Here is a 17,697-nt window from a genome sequence, read left to right as displayed (position 1 = left end):
CCCTAGAAGGGCGGCTCGTCCGAGTAGCCACCGCCGGAGCCGCCGGAGCTTCCGCCCCAACCGCCCCCGCCGCCGCCCTGCTGCTGGCCACCGGCCGGCGCGCTGGACGCCCACGGGTCGTCGGAGGGAGCTCCGCCGCCCTGCTGCGGCTGGCCACCGGGGGCTCCGCCCCAGTTACCACCGCCGCCGCCCTGCTGCTGACCGCCGCCGCCGTATCCACCCTGGCCACCGCGACCGGTGGTCTTGGCGACCTTGGCCGTGGCGTTCTTCAGGCTGGGGCCGACTTCTTCGACGTCCAGCTCGTAGACCGTGCGCTTGACACCCTCACGGTCCTCGTACGACCGCTGCCTCAGCCGGCCCTGCACGATGACGCGCATGCCTCGCTGGAGGGACTCGGCGACGTTCTCCGCCGCCTGCCGCCACACCGAGCAGGTCAGGAACAGGCTCTCGCCGTCCTTCCACTCATTGGTCTGGCGGTCGAAGGTGCGGGGGGTGGACGCGACACGGAACTTCGCGACCGCCGCACCCGAGGGGGTGAAGCGCAGCTCGGGGTCGTCGACGAGATTGCCGACGACCGTGATGACGGTCTCGCCTGCCATGGATGAACCTCTCGGCGGGGATTGCTGCTGGGCTGCTGTGCTACTCGATCCCGATTACCGCTGAACCGAAGTTCAGTGGGTCTCGGGGCGAAGGACCTTGGTCCGGAGAACCGACTCGTTCAGGTTCATCTGTCGGTCAAGCTCCTTGACGACCGCAGGCTCGGCCTGAAGGTCGATGACCGAGTAGATGCCCTCGGGCTTCTTCTTGATCTCGTAAGCGAGACGACGACGGCCCCAGGTGTCGACCTTCTCGACCTTTCCGTTGCCCTCACGGACGACGGAGAGGAAGTTCTCGATCAGCGGGGAGACAGCGCGCTCCTCGAGATCGGGGTCGAGGATGACCATCACTTCGTAGTGACGCATGTGGAACCCACCTCCTTTGGACTCAGCGGCCACGGTCGTTCCGTGGCAGGAGGGTCGTGATGCGTGAGCACGGCGTCCGCAGAGCAGACACCGCGCAGCTGTACAGACTACCTGCTCGCGTCCTTCCGGTTGAAATCCGCCGGGAGAGGGCCACAATCTGTATCCATCGGGTGTGCTCGGTGCTAGGCCCTCGGCCCCTCGCCGGAGGCAGCCCGCAGCACCGCCAGCTTCAGCCAGGAGGTGCCCTTCCGATGGCACAGGCAATGCGGCCCCCTCAGATCTCCCTGCTGTCCACCGACGGCAAGCCCCACCCGCTGCAGGACACCCTGATGGCGGTCACTCTGACCCTCGGCGCCGTGGCGTTCGTCACGGCCTTCTTCCACAACCTGCACTTCATCAGCTCGTGGGCCGGGCTGATCGGAATCCTGACCGGCGCGTACGGACAGTTCGTCTCCGTCACGACACGCGAGCGCTTCGCGCTGATCATCGGCCTTGGCGCGTCTGCCATCGGCTTCTACCTCGGCATGTTCCACGGCGGCCTCTTCGGGGGCTGACCGGGCCGAGCGGGACACCTCCGCGGCAGGGCGCCGGCCACGCACCGGCCCGGGCCCCCGGCCCGTCCCCCAGAAGGGTGGCGCCCCTGTCGCAGTAGGCTTCGCGCCATAGCCAGCGAAGCCGCCGGAGGAGACGCCCCGCATGAGCCTGTCCCTGAGGACCATCAGCCGAGAGCAGCATCTGGGTTACCTCCAGAGCCTGCCCTCGGCTAGCCACTGCCAGGTCCCGGCGTGGGCCGACGTGAAGAACGAGTGGCGTTCCGAGAACCTCGGATGGTTCAACGAGTCCGACGAACTCGTCGGAGCGGCCCTCGTGTTGTACCGGCAGCTGCCCAAGGTGAAGCGGTACCTCGCGTACCTGCCCGAGGGCCCGGTCATCAACTGGTATGCCCCGAATCTGGAGGAATGGCTCCAGCCGATGCTGGCCCACCTCAAGCAGCAGGGCGCCTTCACCGTGAAGATGGGCCCGCCCGTCGTCATCCGCCGCTGGAACTCGACCGCCATCAAGGCCGGTATCCAGGACCCGAACGTGAAGCGGCTTCGCGACGTGGAGGCCTCGGTCATCGAGCCCCGCGCCTTCGAGGTGTCGGACAAGCTGCGCCGCATGGGCTGGCAGCAGGCCGAGGACGGCGGCGCCGGCTTCGGCGACGTCCAGCCGCGCTACGTGTTCCAGGTGCCGCTGGCCAACCGCTCGCTGGACGACGTCCTCAAGGGCTTCAACCAGCTCTGGCGCCGCAACATCAAGAAGGCCGAGAAGGCCGGCGTCGAGGTCGTCCAGGGCGGCTACGACGACCTGCCGACCTGGCAGCACCTGTACGAGATCACGGCCGAGCGCGACAAGTTCCGCCCGCGTCCGCTCAGCTACTTCCAGCGCCAGTGGACGGCCCTCAACTCCGAGGACCCCAACCGGATGCGCCTCTACATCGCCACGCACGAGGGAGAGCCGCTGGCCGCCGCCACGATGCTCACCGTCGGCCAGCACGTCTGGTACTCGTACGGCGCCTCCGCCAACCACAAGCGCGAGGTCCGCCCCTCGAACGCGATGCAGTGGCGCATGCTGCGCGACTCGTACGCCCTCGGCGCAAGCGTCTACGACCTGCGCGGCATCTCTGACACGCTGGACGAGAACGACCACTTGTTCGGTCTGATCCAGTTCAAGGTCGGTACGGGCGGCGAGGCCGTGGAGTACGTCGGCGAGTGGGACTTCCCGCTCAACAAGGTGCTGCACAAGGCCCTCGACATCTACATGTCGCGCCGCTGACCGGCTCCACCCCGCCCCACACGCACACACAGCACCGCTGCACCACGCAGCTTCTCAGGAGAGGTTCCGGACGGGCATGGCGCTCACGCTCTACGTCGACACCGCGCGCTGGCGTGCGCACCAGAAGCAGATCCAGGACCAGTTCCCCGGTCTGATCCCGGTCTGCAAGGGCAACGGCTACGGCTTCGGCCATGAGCGGCTCTGCGAGGAGGCGACCCGCATGGGCGCCGACATCCTGGCCGTGGGAACGACGTACGAGGCCGCCAGCATCAAGGACTGGTTCGGCGGCGACCTGCTCGTCCTCACCCCGTTCCGGCGGGGCGAGGACCCGGTGCCGCTGCCCGACCGGGTCATCCGTTCGGTCGCTTCGCTGGACGGGGTGCGCGGTCTGGTGGGTGCCCGGGTGGTGATCGAGTGCATGAGCTCGATGCGCCGCCACGGCATCTCCGAGCAGGACCTCGGCCAGCTGCACGCCGCCATCGAGGACGTCCGGCTGGAGGGCTTCGCCCTGCACCTGCCCCTGGACCGCCCGGACGGCTCGGACGCCGTCGAGGAGGTCATCGGCTGGATGGACCGGCTGCGCGCGGCCCGGCTGCCGCTGCACACCATGTTCGTCAGCCACCTGCGGGCCACGGAGCTCGCGCGGCTGCAGCAGCAGTTCCCGCAGACCCGCTTCCGGGCCCGTATCGGCACCCGGCTGTGGCTGGGCGACCACGAGGCCACCGAGTACCGCGGCGCGGTCCTCGACGTCACGCGCGTGGCCAAGGGCGACCGGTTCGGCTACCGGCAGCAGAAGGCCGCCTCCGACGGCTGGCTGGTCGTGGTCGCCGGCGGTACCTCGCACGGGGTGGGCCTGGAGGCCCCCAAGGCGCTCCACGGTGTGATGCCGCGCGCCAAGGGCGTCGCCCGGGCCGGTCTGGCCACGGTCAACCGGAACCTTTCGCCCTTCGTGTGGGCGGGCAAGCAGCGCTGGTTCGCGGAGCCGCCGCACATGCAGGTGTCGATCCTGTTCGTGCCCTCGGACGCGACCGAGCCGAAGGTCGGCGACGAGCTGGTGGCGCACCTGCGCCACACCACCACGCAGTTCGACCGGGTGCTCGACGCCTGAGTCCGACCGGTCAGTCCTGGGAGCTCGCGCCCCAGGCGACCCGCTGTCCATCCGAGGGCGCCGCGTACTGCGGCGCCCTCGCCGCGTCCGACATCACGAACACGTCCTCGGCGCCGTCCAGGACGCCACCGGAGGGGTCGTCCGAGCCGTCCCGCCGTACGACGTCCCGCTCGGGCATCAGGATGTCCCGGACGATGACCGCGCACAGGTACAGGGTGGTCAGCAGGTGGGCGGCGATCGCCAGCTGGTAGCCCTCCACGGGCAGGCCCTGGTGCTTGTCGGCGCTGGCCGTGTAGGCGAGGTAGAACCAGATCCCCAGGAAGTAGACGACCTCGCCGGCCTGCCAGATCAGGAAGTCCCGCCAGCGCGGCCGGGCCAGTGCGGCGAGCGGGATGAGCCACAGCACGTACTGCGGCGAGTAGACCTTGTTGCACAGGATGAAGGCGGCGACGACGAGGAAGGCCAGCTGTGCGAAGCGGGGCCGGCGCGGGGCGGTCAGGGTGAGCAGTCCGACGGCCCCGCACAGCAGGAGCGTCAGCCCGGTCGCGTACGTGTTGGCGCCTTCCAGCGGGTTGCCCGAGCGCTGGGAGATCAGCAGCCAGACCGAGCCGTAGTCGATGGGCCGTTCCTGGCTGAACGTGTAGAACTTCTTCCAGCCGTCCCACGCGAAGAGCATGACCGGCAGGTTGACCACGAGCCAGGACCCGGCCGCGCCGAGGGCGGCGGCGCCGAAGGCGCGCCACTTCCCGGCCCGCCAGCAGAGGACGAACAGCGCCCCGAGCAGCAGTACGGGGTAGAGCTTGGCCGCGGTGGCCAGGCCGATGAGGACACCGAAGAGGACCGTCCGGCCGCGGGACCACATGAGCATCGCGGCGGCGGTCAGGGCGATGGCCAGCAGGTCCCAGTTGATCGTCGCCGTCAGGGCGAAGGCGGGCGCCAGGGCGAAGAGCAGGGCGTCCCAGGGGCGGCGGCGGTGGGTGCGGGCGACGCACACGGCGATGACGGCCGCGCAGGCCATCAGCATGCCCGCGTTGACCATCCAGTACATCTGTTCGCGGTGCTGCATGGAGCCGCTGCTGGGGGTGAGCCAGGAGGCGATCTCCATGAAGAGCCCGGTGAGCACCGGGTACTCCAGGTACTCCATGTCGCCGGGGAGCCGGTCGAAGTAGGGCGTCAGGTTGTCGGCGAAGCCGCGTAGCGCGTACAGGTGCGGGATGTCGGAGTAGCAGGCGTGGGTGTACTGCGAGCCCGCCCCCCGGAACCAGGCCCAGTCGTAGCAGGGCAGCTTCTGGACCATGCCGAGCGCGAACATGCCGATGGCGATCAGCGCCACGACCCGGACCGGCCCCAGCCAGTGCCCGCCGAGCCGGGCGTAGCGGCCGAGCGGGCCGCCGATGAGCTCACTGCCGGCTGCGGCGACCTCGTCCTGCTGCGTCGGCAGTACGGGGCTGTCCTCGTGCACCTTGGTCATGGGCTCATCCTGCCGTACCGGACCGGACATGCGGGAAGGCCGTCGCACACGGGGTGCGACGGCCTTCCTCGGCTCACTGAGCGGCGGTACGGGTCACTCGGAGACGGAGTCGTTGACCCCGCCGGTGATGCCGCCCGGGCGGCCCGGTCTGCCGCTCTGCGTCGGGGACGGTGATCCGCTGGAGCCGCCGATCACCCCGGTGCTGGTACCGGAGGTGTTTCCGGAGTTGGCGCCGGAGCTGGTGCCGGTGTTCGCGCCGCCGTTGGTGGTCCCGCGCGTGGTGTCCGGGTCGCAGTACAGCTTCCACGGCGGGCAGGACGGCCGGCCGCCCTTGGACGGGGAGGGAGACGGCGGCGGGGAGCTCGGCGGGAGCGTCGACGGGGAGGGGGACGCGGGGACGACGGCCGAGGGCGTGGGGGAGGGGGCGCCGGCGGAGTCGGCGGTCACGCCGATGTCCTCGGCTTCCGGGAACTGCTTGACCGGGAGCCCCTTGAGCGCTTCGCCCATGTACTCGGTCCAGATCTCGGCCGGGATGTCACCACCGTGGAGGGAGGGGATGTTGCCCACACCCTTCATGGAGATCAGTTTCTTGTCCGGCGAGTTGGGGTCGGTGCGGAAGAGGACCACCGAGGTGGACAGCTCCGGGGTGTAGCCGACGAACCACGCCGACTTGTTCTCGTCCGTGGTACCGGTCTTGCCCGCGGCGGGCCGGCCCAGCTTCTTGACCTTCTTGCCGGTGCCGTTCTCGACGACGTTCTGCAGCACCTTGGTGATGTTGTCGGCCACGGCGCTGTCCATGGCCCGCTGGTCCTTGGGGGCTTCGAAGCCCGACAGCTTCTCGCCGTTCTTCTCGACCTCGATCACGGAGAACGGCTCGCGGTGCGTGCCGGAGGCGGCGAAGGTCGCGTACGAGTCGGCCATGCGGATGGCGCTCGGGGTGGAGGTACCGAGGGCGAAGGAGGCGTCGTTGTTCGGGTTGACCGACTCCTCCAGGATGCCCGTGGACTTGGCCACGGCCCTGACCTTGTCGTGGCCGACGTCGAAGACGAGCTGGGCGAACGGGACGTTGATGGACTTCTCCATCGCCTCGTTGAGAGTCACGTAGCCGAAGTCGGTGGGGCTCTCGTTCTTCTGCTTGAACGGCAGGCCCGACGCGTCGCGCAAGGGCCTGCCCTCACGGTTGTTAATCACGGTGAGGTCGTTGGCCATGTACTTGCTGTCGGCCGAGATGCCCTTGCCCTTGGAGTTCTGGGTGCCGTACTCCATCGCCGCCGCCAGCACGTACGGCTTCCAGGTCGAGCCGACCGGGACACCGCTGGAGTTGGCGTTGTTGCTGAAGTACTTGTGGTCCCAGCCCGGGCCGCCGTACATGGCGACGAGCGCACCGGTCTTCACGTCCACCGAGGCCGCGCCGAACTGTACGAAGGTGTCCGTCTCGGGGCGGCCCTTCTCGTCGATGAACCCGTTGCGGGTGTCCTCGACCGCCTTGACCAGGGCGTCCACCTTCGGCTTCTGGAAGGTGGTCTTGATCCGGTAGCCGCCCAGGGCCATCTGCTCAGGGGTGATGCTCTTGGTCTTCATCACGTAGGCCTTGGCCGTGTCGACCAGGTAGCCGATCTGGCCGGTCATGCCACGGGCCTGCTCCGACTCGACGCGCGGGGGGAAGTCGGCGTCCGTGAACTTCGCCCGCGTGGCCTTGTCCATCCGGCCGACCTCGACCTCGCGGTCCAGCACCCAGCTCCAGCGCTCCCGGGCCCGCTTCTCGTTGAGCGCGGGGGTGGCCGCGGCGCCGATGCCGCCGTCCGGGTTGTAGAGGTTGGGGCCCTTCAGCACGGCGGCCAGGAAGGCGCACTCGGAGGGGTTCAGGTCCTGGCTGTCCTTGCCGAAGTAGGCGCGGGCCGCGGCCTGGATCCCGTAGGCGTCCCGGCCGTAGTAGGCGGTGTTCAGGTAGCCCGCGAGGACCGTGTCCTTCTCCTCCGAGACACCCAGCCTTATCGCGATGAAGAGCTCTGTGGCCTTCCGCTTGAGCGTCTGCTCGGAGTCCAGGTAGGTGTTCTTCACGTACTGCTGGGTGATGGTCGAGCCGCCCTGGGTGGAGCCGCCCGTGGCCATGTTCCACACGGCACGGCCGACACCCATCGGGTCCACGCCCTTGTCCGTCTCGAAGGACTCGTTCTCCGCCGCGATCACGGCGTCCCTCATCGACCGGGGGATGCTGGAGATGGGCACGATCTGCCGGTTCATCGAACCGCCCGTCGCCACCATCTGGCTGCCGTCGGCCCAGTAGAAGACGTTGTTCTGCGCCTGCGCCGCCTTGTTCGGGTCCGGCGTGCTCACCATGGCGATACCGATACCGGCACCGGCCGTGATGACCGCGAAGAAGCCCAGCGCCGTGCCGGCGACGAACTTCCAGGACGGCACGAAACGCTTCCAGCCGTCCCTGTCGGACCGCGGGTAGTTGATGAGCCGCTTGTCCGGCCGCCCGGTGCCGCGCGCGGCGGTGCCGGCTCCTCTCCCGCGGCCGTCGGCTCTCTGGCCGGCCCGGCGGGTCTCGGCACGGCTGCCCCGGGCGGGCTGCGGTGCGTACGGGCCGCTGTGTGACGCCGTGGGGACGTCACGTCCGGCCGCGCCCCCTCCGGGGCGCGGCTGGGCGGCGCGGCGGGCTGAGGCGCGCCCACCGCCCTCGGGCTGCGGCGGTTTGCGACGGTGCTCGCTCATCGAACGACTACTCCTCGGGCAGGCGAGTGGCCTGGAAGCGGCAGATTGTTTCCGGTCCCCCCCGGTGTCATGGCGCACAGACTACGCACGCTCAAAACGCGCCCAGTGCCGAAGTTCACCCCAAATCAGGCAACGTGCCTGGTGCGAATTGGTGATGTGACACCGGTCACCACGCCTCCCCTTGTCGATCAGAGCGGCCCGTTCTATCGTCTGGATGTATCGAGCCGATACATCAGCTCGGTATAAAGACTCAGGGGCGGAGGAGAGGCAGGCGGATGAGCAGACGCTCAGGCATCCTCGAGTTCGCCGTCCTCGGCCTGCTTCGCGAATCCCCCATGCACGGCTACGAGCTGCGCAAGCGGCTCAACACCTCGCTGGGGGTGTTCAGAGCCTTCAGCTACGGGACGCTCTACCCCTGCCTCAAGACGCTGGTCGCCAACGGCTGGTTGATCGAAGAGCCGGGGAACGCCCCGGAGGACGCTCTCGCCGCTTCACTCGCAGGGCGCCGAGCCAAGATCGTCTACCGGTTGACGGCCGCGGGTAAGGAGCACTTCGAGGAGCTGCTCTCCCACACGGGCCCCGACACCTGGGAGGACGAGTCCTTCGCCGCCCGCTTCGCCTTCTTCGGCCAGACCGAACGAGACGTCCGCATGCGGGTGCTGGAGGGCCGCCGCAGCCGGCTGGAGGAGCGTCTGGAGAAGATGCGCGCCTCGATCGCCCGGACGCGGGAGCGCCTCGACGACTACACGCTCGAGCTGCAGCGGCACGGCATGGAGTCCGTAGAGCGCGAAGTGCGCTGGCTGAACGAGCTCATCGAGAGTGAGCGGGCGGGACGGGATCGCAGACGATCCGGTCCGTCCGACGAAACTGAAAAATGAGGCCTGCATCTCGCAGACCTCGTCCGAGAACAAACAGGGAGCAACCGGAATGGGTTCGGTTCGCGTAGCCATCGTCGGCGTAGGCAACTGCGCCGCCTCGCTGGTGCAGGGCGTCGAGTACTACAAGGACGCCGACCCGGCGGCCAAGGTCCCCGGTCTGATGCACGTCCAGTTCGGCGACTACCACGTGCGTGACATCGAGTTCGTCGCCGCGTTCGACGTCGACGCGAAGAAGGTCGGCCTCGACCTTTCGGACGCCATCGGCGCCAGCGAGAACAACACCATCAAGATCTGCGACGTCCCGAACGCCGGTGTGACCGTTCAGCGCGGCCACACCTACGACGGCCTGGGCAAGTACTACCGCATGACGATCGAGGAGTCCGCCGAGGCTCCGGTCGACGTGGTCCAGGTCCTCAAGGACCGCGAGGTCGACGTCCTGATCTGCTACCTGCCGGTCGGTTCCGAGGACGCGGCGAAGTTCTACGCCCAGTGCGCCATCGACGCCAAGGTCGCCTTCGTCAACGCCCTCCCGGTCTTCATCGCCGGCACCAAGGAGTGGGCGGACAAGTTCACCGAGGCCGGTGTCCCGATCGTCGGCGACGACATCAAGTCGCAGGTCGGCGCCACCATCACGCACCGCGTGATGGCGAAGCTGTTCGAGGACCGCGGTGTCCGTCTTGAGCGCACCATGCAGCTCAACGTCGGCGGCAACATGGACTTCAAGAACATGCTGGAGCGCGACCGCCTCGAGTCGAAGAAGATCTCGAAGACGCAGGCCGTCACCTCGCAGATCCCCGACCGTGAGCTCGGCGAGAAGAACGTCCACATCGGCCCGTCCGACTACGTCGCGTGGCTCGACGACCGCAAGTGGGCCTACGTCCGCCTGGAGGGTCGCGCCTTCGGCGACGTCCCGCTGAACCTCGAGTACAAGCTCGAGGTGTGGGACTCCCCGAACTCGGCCGGTGTCATCATCGACGCCCTGCGCGCCGCGAAGATCGCCAAGGACCGCGGTATCGGTGGCCCGATCCTGTCGGCCTCCAGCTACTTCATGAAGTCCCCGCCGGTGCAGTACTTCGACGACGAGGCCCTGGCCAACGTCGAGAAGTTCATCAAGGGCGAGGTCGAGCGCTAACCGAACCCAAGGGTCTTCACGACACCTGGACTTCGGCAGTTCTTCCGCGGAGGGTCCCCGGGCAATGTGCCCGGGGACCCTCCGCGTATGTGACCCTTGCCCTCATGCCTGTCGTACGTGATCTGCGCGTACTCCTGCGCCTGAGGGATTTCCGCAACCTGCTCGCCGTCCGGCTGCTCTCCCAGGCCGCGGACGGCGTCTACCAGGTCGCACTCGCCACCTACGTCATCTTCTCCCCGGAGAAGCAGACCTCCCCGGCGGCCATCGCCTCCGCCATGGCGGTACTGCTGCTGCCCTATTCGGCGATCGGCCCCTTCGCCGGGGTACTGCTCGACCGCTGGCGCCGCCGCCAGGTCTTCCTCTACGGCAATCTCCTGCGGGCCTTCCTCGCCTGCGTCACCGGGATGCTGATCGTCGCGCAGGTGCCCGACTGGCTGTTCTACGCCTCGGCCCTGTCGGTGACCGCCGTCAACCGCTTCGTGCTGTCCGGGCTCGCCGCCTCGCTGCCCCACGTCGTCGGACCCGATCAGCTGGTCACCGCGAACGCTCTCTCCCCCACGGCCGGAACCCTCGCAGCGGTGGCCGGCGGAGGACTGGCCTTCCTCGTCCGGCTGCTGGCCTCCGACTCCAACGCCCTCGTCGTGCTCCTGGGCGCCGGGCTCTACCTGTGCGCAGCCCTCGTCTCGCTGCAACTGGACATCGGCCTCCTGGGGCCGGACCACCCCGCAGGCCGGGCCCATCCCTCGGTCGCCGAGGGGGTCGCCCTGACCGTGCGGGGGATGGCCGAGGGCCTGCGCCACCTCGCCTCCCGGCGCGAGGCGGCCCGGGCGCTCACCGCGATGACCCTGATGCGGTTCTGCTACGGGGCCCTGTTCGTGATGCTGCTGATGCTCTGCCGCTATTCCTGGTCGGACAACGAGTCCGACGGGCTGGCGCTGCTGGGAATCGCCGTCGGCGTCTCCGGGGCCGGATTCTTCGCCGCCGCCGTGGTGACCCCCTGGCTGGTGGGCCGGCTGGGCCCGCTCGGCTGGATCACAGCCTGCTCCGCGGGTGCCGCCGTCCTGGTACCGGCCCTCGGCCTGTTCTTCGCCCCGGAACCGATGCTGGCCGCCGCGTTCGTCCTCGGCCTCGCCACCCAGGGCGCCAAGATCGCCACCGACACCGAAGTGCAGTCCCGGGTGGACGACGACTACCGCGGCCGCGTCTTCTCCGTCTACGACGTGCTGTTCAACGTCGCGTTCGTCGGCGCGGCGGCCGTGGCCTCCCTGATGCTCCCCGCCGACGGGCGGTCCGTGCTCCTGATCCTCATCGTGTCCGCGCTCTACGCCGCGACCGCCGTGTTCCTGGGCCGCGGGGAGCGACGTTTCACGTGAAACATCACCTCTGACGAACGCCGGGGGTCGGTGTTTCACGTGAAACATCGACCCCCGGCGTTCGTGCGTCAGGCCTGCGCGGCCCACCACTCCTTCAGCGCGACGACGGCGGCGTCACGGCCCATCGGACCGTTCTCCAGCCGGAGCTCCAGCAGGAAGGCATAGGCCTTGCCGATCACCGGACCAGGGCCCACGTCGAGCACCTGCATGATCTCGTTGCCGTCCAGGTCGGGCCGGATCGCGTCCAGCTCCTCCTGCTCCTGCAGCTGCCCGATGCGCTCCTCCAGCCCGTCGTAGGTCCGGGACAGGGCATTGGCCTTGCGCTTGTTGCGGGTGGTGCAGTCGGACCGGGTCAGCTTGTGCAGACGGTCCAGCAGCGGGCCGGCATCGCGGACGTAGCGCCGGACCGCGGAGTCGGTCCACTCCCCGTCGCCGTAGCCGTGGAAGCGCAGGTGCAGCTCCACCAGCCGGGACACGTCCTTGATCATGTCGTTGGAGTACTTCAGAGCGGTGAGCCGCTTCTTGGTCATCTTCGCTCCCACCACCTCGTGGTGGTGGAAGGAGACCCGGCCGTCGCTCTCGAACCGGCGGGTGCGGGGCTTGCCGATGTCGTGCAGCAGGGCGGCGAGCCGCAGGACCAGGTCCGGGCCGTCCTCCTCCAGCGCGATCGCCTGCTCCAGGACGATCAGCGAGTGGTCGTAGACGTCCTTGTGCCGGTGGTGCTCATCACGCTCCAGCCGCAGGGCGGGCAGCTCGGGCAGCACCCGGTCGGCCAGCCCCGTGTCCACCAGCAGTCCCAGGCCCTTGCGCGGGTGGGCGGACAGGATGAGCTTGTTCAGCTCGCCCTGGACCCGCTCCGCGGAAACGATCTCGATCCGCTCGGACATCGCCTTCATGGCCGCGACGACCTCCGGCGCGACCTCGAAGTCCAGCTGCGCGGCGAACCGCGCCGCCCGCAGCATGCGCAGCGGGTCGTCGGAGAAGGATTCCTCCGGGGTTCCGGGCGTGCGCAGCACACCGGCGGCCAGGTCCTCCAGGCCGCCGTGCGGGTCGATGAACTCCTGCTCGGGCAGGGCCAGGGCCATGGCGTTGACCGTGAAGTCACGCCGGACCAGGTCGTCGTCGATCGAGTCGCCGTAGGAGACCTCGGGCTTGCGCGACGTACGGTCGTAGGCCTCCGAACGGTACGTCGTCACCTCGATCTGGAAATTCCGTGCGTCGTCCCCGACACGGGCGCTCTTCTGCGCCCCGACGGTGCCGAAGGCGATACCGACGTCCCACACGGAGTCCGCCCACGGCCGGACGATCTTCAGAACGTCCTCGGGGCGGGCATCGGTGGTGAAGTCGAGATCGTTGCCGAGACGCCCCAGCAGCGCGTCGCGGACGGACCCACCGACCAGGGCGAGGCGGAAGCCCGCCTCCTGGAAACGGCGGCCGAGCTCGTCGGCGACAGGAGCGACCCGCAGCAGTTCACTGACCGCGCGGCGCTGCACCTGACTCAGGGCACTGGGGTTGTCTTCGTTGGCGTTCGGCACAACAGAAAAGGGTACGTGCCCGTCCCCCCAGGGACCGCCCCGTTTTGCCGCCACCCCGGTACACGGTCGCCGGGGCCCTGAGCCGATCATGTGGAGCAAGGCGCGGCACTCGCACACAGCGGGCCTCGTTACCATGCGTGGACGCACAAAAGACGACCACTGACACTTCGAGGGACGGGCTAGCGCGTGGCCGAGGCGGCAGACAACCAGGGGGCGTCCCCCGCTCCTGCCCGGCGCCGGTGGCTGCGGCGGGCGATCGTCCTGCTCGCCGGGACGCCCGTACTGGCCGCGCTGATCTACTCTCCCGCGCCGCGGGCCGAGGCCGCGCAGGCGGCGTCCGTGGACGTCCAGCTGACCTCCATGGCCCCCACGGCACCGGTCAAGGGCGACACGCTCACCATCCGGGGCACCGTGCTCAACACTGGCGGCGAGACGATCACCGACGCACATGTCGGTCTGCGGGTCGGACCCGCGCTCGCGGACCGCACGTCCATCGACGAGGCGGCGGAGCGCACCGGCTTCCGGGCCGGCGCTGACCCGGGCGAGATCGACCCGGCCTACGCGGTGAAGATCGCCTCCCTGCCGTCCAAGATCAGCCAGGAATTCGCGCTCACCATCCCGGTGAACAAGCTGGAGCTCGACAAGGACGGCGTCTACCAGCTCGGCGTCTCCCTGTCCGGGGTGACCGAGAGCCGGCCGTCCGAGCAGGTCATGGGCATCAAGCGGACCTTCTTGCCCTGGCAGCCGGAGGCCGCCGCCAAGCGCTCCCAGCTCACCTACGCCTGGCCGCTGATCTCCACCACCCGCGTGACGGCGGAAACCGGCTCCGACGAGCTTCAGACCCCCGTCTTCCTCGACGACTCCCTCGCCGATGAGCTCAGGCCGGGCGGGCGCCTGGAGCAGATGGTCACCCTCGGCAAGGACCTGCCGATCACCTGGGTCATCGACCCCGACCTGCTCTACACGGTCGACGCGATGACCAAGGGCTACCGGGTCCGCAGCCCCGGCGGCAAGCCCGTCCAGGGCAAGAGCAAGGCCGTCGCCGAGCAGTGGCTGAGCTCCCTGGAGGCGGCCGTCCAGGGCAAGAAGGTCGTCGCCCTGCCGTTCGCCGACCCCGACCTCGCCTCCCTCGCCCACCACGGCAAGGACGTCTCGGGCACCCTGGGCCAGCTGCGCCCGGCCACCGACAAGGCGAAGCAGGCCGTCGAGACGGTCCTGCACGTCCCCGCGTCCACGGACTTCTCCTGGCCCGTGGACGGCGCCATCGATCCCTCGATCGTCAACGTCGCCACCTCGGCCGGCGCCCACAACGTCCTCACCCGCAGCGACAGCCTCGTGGAGAGCGGCGCCCTCGGCTACACGCCCTCGGCCGCCCGGCCCATCGGCGCCGGCACCACCGCCGTCGTGGCCGACGCCGACCTGTCCACCGCCTTCGAGGGCGACATGCTGAGCGCCGGGACCTCCACGCTCGCCGTGCAGCGGTTCCTCGCCCACAGCCTCGCCCTGAACCTGCAGAAGACCGACGAGCCGCGCAGCTTCGTCGTCGCCCCCCAGCGGATGCCCAGCGTCAGCCAGGTCCAGTCGATGGCCGAGGCCGTACGCGGCCTCCAGGCGGGCCGCTGGACCCAGCCCGCGGACCTCGAGGCCGCGGCCGCCGCCAAGCCCGATCCCGGAGCCACCACCCAGGTGCCGGGCGCCGGCCAGTACCCCGAGGCCCTGCGCAAGCAGGAGCTGCCGGTGTCCGCGTTCGAGAAGATCCGCACCACCCAGAACACCCTCGACCGGTTCAAGGTGATCCTCGCCGCGCCCGACCGCGTGGAGATCCCCTTCGGCAACACCACCAACCGGGAGATGTCCACCTCGTGGCGCGGGCGTCCCGAGGAGGCCCGCCTCTACCGGGACCAGGTGCAGGACTACCTGATCGGTCTGACCGAGAAGGTCAAGGTCGTCCCCAAGTCCGACGCCACCCTGTCCGGACACAGCGCCACCATCCCGGTCAGCGTCCAGAACAGCCTGGTCCAGGATGTCCACGACCTCGTTCTGCGGGTGAAGTCCGCCAACCCGACCCGCTTGATGTTCAGCCAGGACGAGCAGCAGGTCACCGTCCAGGGCGACCACACCCAGACGGTCAAGTTCACCGCCAACGCCACGGCGAGCGGCCCCGTCGAAGTCACGGCGCAGCTGTTCACCAAGGACGGCGTCCCCTACGGCAAGGAACGCAAGTTCACCGTCGAGGCCACCGAGATCACGCCCACCGTGATGCTCGTCATCGCCGGCGGTGTGCTCCTCCTGGTCCTGGCAGGCATCAAGATGTACGCCAGCCGCAAGCGCGTCGCAGCACGCGCGGCCGCCGAGGAGAGCACGCAGCCGAGTGACGAGTCCCCGGACACCGGAGCGCAAAGCACCGAGGGGTCCGGCACGAGTGAGACAGTGGACCGTTGATTGACGCCGTGGCCGGTCGGCCTGGGGACGATGAGGTGGGGTTTCGATGAACGCGCCGTACGACGGTGACCGCGCGCAGGGCACTGGTGGGCCTGCGCCCTCCCAGGGCACTGCCCCGGGCACCCCGGTGCCCGGGCAGGTTCCCGCGCCTGCGCCCGCGCCGGAGCGTGACCCGTATGTCCAGGGTGCCTACGACCACGACCCGTACCGGTCCCAGGACCTGTCGGCCCAGGATCCCGTCGCCGAGGTGCTCTACGACCGGGCCTCGCACCCGCCGCCGCCGCCCGGCACCTACCAGGAGCCCGGCCCGCTCTACGCCGCGCCGACCGCGCCCTCGTACTCCCCCGACCCGCGCGTCTGGGCCCAGACCCCGCCGCCCGAGCCGGACGGCCCCTCGCGCCACCTGCCGTACGGCGACCACGCGACCACCACCCAGTTCGTCGGCGTGGACTCCCTCGTCACGGGTGCCTCGGACGAGCAGCCCGAACCCGACGCCTTCGCGCACCTGTACCGGGACCAGGAGGCGGCGCCCCGCACGGCCGCCGAGGAAACGCCCGTCGCCGCACCGGCGCCGAGCAAGCCCGCCGGACGGGCAGCGACCCTGCTGAAGTCCAGCGCGCTGATGGCCGCGGGCACCATCGTCTCCCGCATCACCGGCTTCCTGAAGACCCTGGCGATCGCGGGTGCCATCGGCGTCGGCACCTTCAACGACACCTACCAGATCGCCAACACCCTGCCCACGATGATCTACGTGCTGGTCGGCGGCGGCGCCCTGAACGCCGTCTTCATCCCGCAGCTCGTCCGGGCCATGAAGAACGACAGCGACGGCGGGCAGGCGTACGCCAACCGGCTGCTCACCCTCGTCGTGGTGCTGCTGGCCGCCGTCACCACCATCTGCGTCCTGGCCGCACCGGTGTTCATCACGATGATGTCGCCGAAGATCGCCTCCGACCCCCAGCAGATGGACGTAGCGGTCGCCTTCGCCCGCTACTGCCTGCCCACCATGTTCTTCATGGGCGTCCACGTGGTCCTGGGTCAGATCCTCAACGCCCGCGGCCGCTTCGGCGCGATGATGTGGACCCCGGTCCTCAACAACATCGTGGTCATCGCCACCTTCGGCGCCTTCATCTGGGCCTTCGGCGGCTTCACCACCTCCGGCGTCAACGCCACCACCGTCACCCCCGAGGGCGTGCGCCTGCTGGGCCTGGGCACCCTGCTCGGCCTCGCCGTCCAGGCCCTCGCGATGCTGCCGTACCTGCGCGACGCGGGCTTCAAGCCGCGCCTGCGCTTCGACTGGCGGGGCCACGGCCTCGGTAAGGCCGCCCGCCTGGCCAAGTGGACGTTCTTCTTCGTCCTCGCCAACCAGGTCGGCCTCGTGGTCGTCACCCAGCTCGCCACCTGGGCCGGGTCCGTCGCCGAGAAGCAGGGCCACCCCGGTACCGGCATCACCGCCTACAACTACGCGCTGCTGCTGTGGCAGATGCCGCAGGCGATCATCACCGTCTCGGTCATGACGGCCGTCCTGCCCCGCATCTCCCGCTCCGCGCACGACGGGGACGCCGCCGCGGTCCGCGACGACATCTCCTACGGGCTGCGCACGTCGGCCGTAGCGATCGTGCCCTGCGCCTTCGCGTTCCTCGCCCTCGGTGTCCCGATGGCCACCCTGCTCTACGCCGGCTCGGGCTCGGGCGCCCAGAACATCGGCTACATCCTGATGGCGTTCGGCCTCGGGCTGATCCCGTACTCCATCCAGTACGTGGTCCTGCGCGGCTTCTACGCCTACGAGGACACCCGCACGCCCTTCTACAACACCGTCATCGTGGCCGCCGTCAACGCGGCGGTCTCCGCGCTCTCGTTCTTCGTGCTCCCCGCCCGGTGGGCGGTGGTCGGCATGGCCGCCGCCTACGGCCTCGGCTACGCCGTCGGCGTCGGCGTCGCCTGGCGCCGCCTGCGCACGCGGCTCGGCGGCGACCTCGACGGGGCGCACGTCATGCGCACCTACGCCCGTCTCACCGGCGCCTGCGTCCCGGCCGCCGCCGTGGCCGGCGCGGCCGCTTTCGGGGTCACCCAGTGGCTGGGCAGCGGAGTCACCGGCTCCGCCACGGCCCTCCTCGCCGGCGGCATCGCCCTGGCCGCGGTGTTCCTCATCGCCGCCAAGCGGATGCGAATCGAAGAGCTCAACGCGATGGTCGGAATGGTCCGCGGACGTTTGGGGCGCTGATGCGCACAACCGTCGCCCCCTTTCGTGTGTCGTGCTTAGCGT

General features: G+C 69.5%; 13 protein-coding genes. 8 read left to right on the top strand and 5 right to left on the bottom strand.

What is annotated here, in order from left to right:
- Positions 1 to 2: 2 nt before the first annotated feature.
- Complete coding sequence (locus ACZ573_RS23620; RefSeq protein WP_052870565.1) at positions 3 to 599, bottom strand: single-stranded DNA-binding protein; 597 nt, start codon at positions 597 to 599, stop codon at positions 3 to 5.
- 72 nt (positions 600 to 671) lie between these two features.
- Positions 672 to 962, bottom strand: coding sequence for a 30S ribosomal protein S6 (gene rpsF / locus ACZ573_RS23615; RefSeq protein ID WP_004950685.1), 291 nt, complete (start codon positions 960 to 962; stop codon positions 672 to 674).
- Between the two features lie 251 nt (positions 963 to 1,213).
- Here rpsF and ACZ573_RS23610 point away from each other — a divergent pair, with 251 nt between their 5' ends.
- The 3 genes from ACZ573_RS23610 to ACZ573_RS23600 all read left to right on the top strand — a co-directional run bounded on the left by ACZ573_RS23610 (position 1,214) and on the right by ACZ573_RS23600 (position 3,885).
- Positions 1,214 to 1,516 (top strand): hypothetical protein, encoded by a 303-nt coding sequence (locus tag ACZ573_RS23610; RefSeq protein ID WP_301369015.1) that lies wholly within the window; start codon positions 1,214 to 1,216, stop codon positions 1,514 to 1,516.
- 142 nt (positions 1,517 to 1,658) lie between these two features.
- On the top strand, positions 1,659 to 2,777 hold the full coding sequence (locus tag ACZ573_RS23605; RefSeq protein ID WP_030383942.1) for a lipid II:glycine glycyltransferase FemX: 1,119 nt from the start codon (positions 1,659 to 1,661) through the stop codon (positions 2,775 to 2,777).
- Positions 2,778 to 2,853: 76 nt separating this feature from the next.
- The gene (locus tag ACZ573_RS23600) at positions 2,854 to 3,885 is read left to right on the top strand and encodes an alanine racemase (protein ID WP_150258236.1); all 1,032 of its coding nucleotides are present in this window, start codon (positions 2,854 to 2,856) and stop codon (positions 3,883 to 3,885) included.
- 10 nt (positions 3,886 to 3,895) lie between these two features.
- Here the strand turns inward: ACZ573_RS23600 and ACZ573_RS23595 are convergent, their stop codons facing one another.
- Both ACZ573_RS23595 and ACZ573_RS23590 read right to left on the bottom strand, forming a co-directional pair.
- Complete coding sequence (locus ACZ573_RS23595; protein ID WP_471307200.1) at positions 3,896 to 5,356, bottom strand: glycosyltransferase family 87 protein; 1,461 nt, start codon at positions 5,354 to 5,356, stop codon at positions 3,896 to 3,898.
- 93 nt (positions 5,357 to 5,449) lie between these two features.
- A complete protein-coding gene (locus tag ACZ573_RS23590; protein ID WP_471307198.1) occupies positions 5,450 to 8,074 on the bottom strand; it encodes a transglycosylase domain-containing protein in 2,625 nt (874 codons plus the stop codon).
- Positions 8,075 to 8,349: 275 nt separating this feature from the next.
- On the opposite strand from ACZ573_RS23590, the gene ACZ573_RS23585 reads away from it, so the two are divergent.
- From ACZ573_RS23585 to ACZ573_RS23575, 3 genes are all read left to right on the top strand, one after another.
- Positions 8,350 to 8,952: a PadR family transcriptional regulator gene (locus ACZ573_RS23585; protein WP_030008393.1), complete on the top strand. Its 603-nt coding sequence runs from the start codon at positions 8,350 to 8,352 to the stop codon at positions 8,950 to 8,952.
- A 49-nt stretch (positions 8,953 to 9,001) separates the two neighbouring features.
- Positions 9,002 to 10,084: an inositol-3-phosphate synthase gene (locus ACZ573_RS23580; protein WP_189737960.1), complete on the top strand. Its 1,083-nt coding sequence runs from the start codon at positions 9,002 to 9,004 to the stop codon at positions 10,082 to 10,084.
- A gap of 104 nt (positions 10,085 to 10,188) precedes the next feature.
- Positions 10,189 to 11,457, top strand: coding sequence for an MFS transporter (locus ACZ573_RS23575; protein ID WP_471307196.1), 1,269 nt, complete (start codon positions 10,189 to 10,191; stop codon positions 11,455 to 11,457).
- A 68-nt stretch (positions 11,458 to 11,525) separates the two neighbouring features.
- Here ACZ573_RS23575 and ACZ573_RS23570 read toward each other — a convergent pair whose 3' ends face one another.
- Complete coding sequence (locus ACZ573_RS23570; RefSeq protein ID WP_471307194.1) at positions 11,526 to 12,992, bottom strand: CCA tRNA nucleotidyltransferase; 1,467 nt, start codon at positions 12,990 to 12,992, stop codon at positions 11,526 to 11,528.
- Positions 12,993 to 13,178: 186 nt separating this feature from the next.
- Between ACZ573_RS23570 and ACZ573_RS23565 the strand changes: the two genes are divergently transcribed.
- Together ACZ573_RS23565 and murJ are read left to right on the top strand one after the other, a co-directional pair.
- On the top strand, positions 13,179 to 15,434 hold the full coding sequence (locus tag ACZ573_RS23565) for a DUF6049 family protein (protein ID WP_471307192.1): 2,256 nt from the start codon (positions 13,179 to 13,181) through the stop codon (positions 15,432 to 15,434).
- Between the two features lie 46 nt (positions 15,435 to 15,480).
- Positions 15,481 to 17,655 carry a murein biosynthesis integral membrane protein MurJ gene (gene murJ, locus ACZ573_RS23560; protein WP_471307190.1) on the top strand — a complete coding sequence of 725 codons (2,175 nt, stop codon included), beginning with the start codon at positions 15,481 to 15,483 and terminating at the stop codon, positions 17,653 to 17,655.
- The last annotated feature ends 42 nt before the right edge of the window (positions 17,656 to 17,697 follow it).

This window comes from Streptomyces sp. NPDC040545 (assembly GCF_055595065.1).
This window is presented reverse-complemented; position numbering and strand designations above follow the sequence as displayed.

Coding starts and splice junctions, on each gene's coding strand:
- ACZ573_RS23600 (WP_150258236.1), top strand. CDS start 2,854: ATGGCGCTCACGCTCTACGTCGACACCGCGCGCTGGCGTGCGCACCAG.
- ACZ573_RS23595 (WP_471307200.1), bottom strand. CDS start 5,356: ATGACCAAGGTGCACGAGGACAGCCCCGTACTGCCGACGCAGCAGGAC.
- ACZ573_RS23585 (WP_030008393.1), top strand. CDS start 8,350: ATGAGCAGACGCTCAGGCATCCTCGAGTTCGCCGTCCTCGGCCTGCTT.
- ACZ573_RS23605 (WP_030383942.1), top strand. CDS start 1,659: ATGAGCCTGTCCCTGAGGACCATCAGCCGAGAGCAGCATCTGGGTTAC.
- ACZ573_RS23620 (WP_052870565.1), bottom strand. CDS start 599: ATGGCAGGCGAGACCGTCATCACGGTCGTCGGCAATCTCGTCGACGAC.
- ACZ573_RS23580 (WP_189737960.1), top strand. CDS start 9,002: ATGGGTTCGGTTCGCGTAGCCATCGTCGGCGTAGGCAACTGCGCCGCC.
- ACZ573_RS23575 (WP_471307196.1), top strand. CDS start 10,189: ATGCCTGTCGTACGTGATCTGCGCGTACTCCTGCGCCTGAGGGATTTC.
- murJ (WP_471307190.1), top strand. CDS start 15,481: ATGAACGCGCCGTACGACGGTGACCGCGCGCAGGGCACTGGTGGGCCT.
- rpsF (WP_004950685.1), bottom strand. CDS start 962: ATGCGTCACTACGAAGTGATGGTCATCCTCGACCCCGATCTCGAGGAG.
- ACZ573_RS23610 (WP_301369015.1), top strand. CDS start 1,214: ATGGCACAGGCAATGCGGCCCCCTCAGATCTCCCTGCTGTCCACCGAC.
- ACZ573_RS23590 (WP_471307198.1), bottom strand. CDS start 8,074: ATGAGCGAGCACCGTCGCAAACCGCCGCAGCCCGAGGGCGGTGGGCGC.